Source organism: Okeania sp. SIO3I5 (assembly GCF_010672085.1).
Taxonomy (GTDB): domain Bacteria; phylum Cyanobacteriota; class Cyanobacteriia; order Cyanobacteriales; family Microcoleaceae; genus Trichodesmium.
Genome location: NZ_JAAHHT010000496.1, coordinates 1 through 1894 on the forward strand (window position 1 = coordinate 1; position 1894 = coordinate 1894).

1 protein-coding gene is annotated in these 1894 nt (G+C 41.2%); it reads right to left on the reverse strand.

From position 1 onward, the window contains the following. Positions 1 to 402: 402 nt before the first annotated feature. Positions 403 to 1776 carry a C-terminal helicase domain-containing protein gene (locus F6K40_RS39975; protein WP_293145810.1) on the reverse strand — a complete coding sequence of 458 codons (1374 nt, stop codon included), beginning with the start codon at positions 1774 to 1776 and terminating at the stop codon, positions 403 to 405. Positions 1777 to 1894: the final 118 nt, after the last annotated feature.

The following is a 1894-nucleotide window of genomic DNA, read 5'->3' on the forward strand; positions in this document are numbered from 1 at the left end:
AATTTGGGTTTTGGGGTGGGGGGTCTAACCCTAAAGTGCAACGTTATAGTTTTGAGATTTTTCCATGAGGGTTTGGAGACCCAACCCCTACGGTGATGTTTTCCAATTTGGGTTTTGGGGTGGGGGGTTTGACCCTGAAGTGCAACGTTATAGTTTTGAGATTTTTCCATGAGGGTTTGGAGACTAAACCCCTACGGTGATGTTTTCCAATTTTGGTTGAGGAGATTTTTGGTTGTTTGGTGGATTTGGTAGGAGGGTTTGGAGACCCAACCCCTACGGTGGTGGTTTAATATTTGGAAGAGGGTTTGGAGACCAAACCCCTACGGTGATGTTTTCCAATTTTGGTTGAGGGGATTTTTGGTTGTTTGGTGGATTTGGTAGGAGGGTTTGGAGACCAAACCATTACGATTGGAATAATCCCAATGAACAAATAATTTGTGCTTCCTGGGTTGTTGCTTCTTCCTGGATAATGCAGAGTTGCTCATCTATATATAAGGCAACTACTAATTCACTCAGTTGCTCGTCGGTTGCTCCACTTTTTAGACAAAGGTTAAGTCTATCAATAGCTGACTGTCTCAAAGGATGTTGATAAATTTGAGCGATCGCTTTTCTCAAATTTTCAGAGGCAAATAATGTACCTTTAACTTCGGCAACATATCGCTTTAACCGTTCATAAGTACGAAACCTTGACCCTGATGGACGACCTAGTTGACCTCCTGTATTCTTTTCTTCCTCAGCAATAAGTTCGACTCCCTTTTTCACCAATTCGTGATGTTGGGGGTTGTGGGAATGTGGTGGAGTTTTGGGGTGACACGATGCTGCTCGTAAAATGGCAAATTGAGATTGGGTGACGCTGTTGCCTTTTTGGTCTACCCACGCCAGATGATCATTTCCTTCGGCAGTTTTCATATAGAGCAACACTCCTTCGGGATAACTAGGAGTAGGTTGATAGTCACGAGTCGAATAAACTACATTTGGCAAATTTTCGATAGTTTTTTTCAGGGAGGGATCTGCATCAATAGCATTTTTCCAAATTTGATATGCTTCGGATATTAAGTCTACTTCTGTGTCATCTTCTCCATCCAGAATACCTGATTTTTCATGGTAGAGGTCGAGTATAACTTGTCGATCGATGTCGTCTTCAAAAAATGCTTCATCTGCTCCGACTACTTCGGCGTTTTCTTGCAACCGTTGTCTGAGACGACTCCGCAACCTAATTATTTCCTCTACTCCTTCCGCAGGTAGGAAAGAATAACAAAAAATTTTTGCTGCATTCTGACCGATACGATCTATTCTTCCCACCCGTTGAATTAACCGAATAATTGCCCAAGGTAGATCGTAGTTAATGATAATTGCACAGTCTTGCAGGTTGAGACCTTCGCTAAGAATATCTGTGGCAATTAAAATTCTGATTTGTTCTGTTTTGGGAATAGGTTTACCGTTACTTTCCGGACTAAAACGCCATGCTGTTTCTGCGGGGTTGGTTGAATTTCCGGTAACTCCTGCCACTTTCTGAATACCTCGTTGTTGGATTTGGGTAGTCAGATAATATACGGTGTCAGCAAATTGGGAAAAGATTAAGACTTTTTCTTGGGGGTGGGTTCGACAAAGGAGGTCGATTAATATTTCTAGTTTCTGGTCGTTGTTTGTTTTCCAGTTGCTAGCGTTTTTACCAATTTCTATTAATGCTAAACAGTCAGCATGGAGGTCTTTTTTCAGAGATAGTTTGAATAATTCTGGTCTTATATAGAATCCGGTTATATAGCATATGTTCATTATTAAATCGGACAATCGGACCATCTCCCCCAACAATACACTCTTGTATTCAACCGGATTTGATATTACTCCTTACTCCTTACTCCTTACTCCTTACTCATTACTCATTACTCATTAC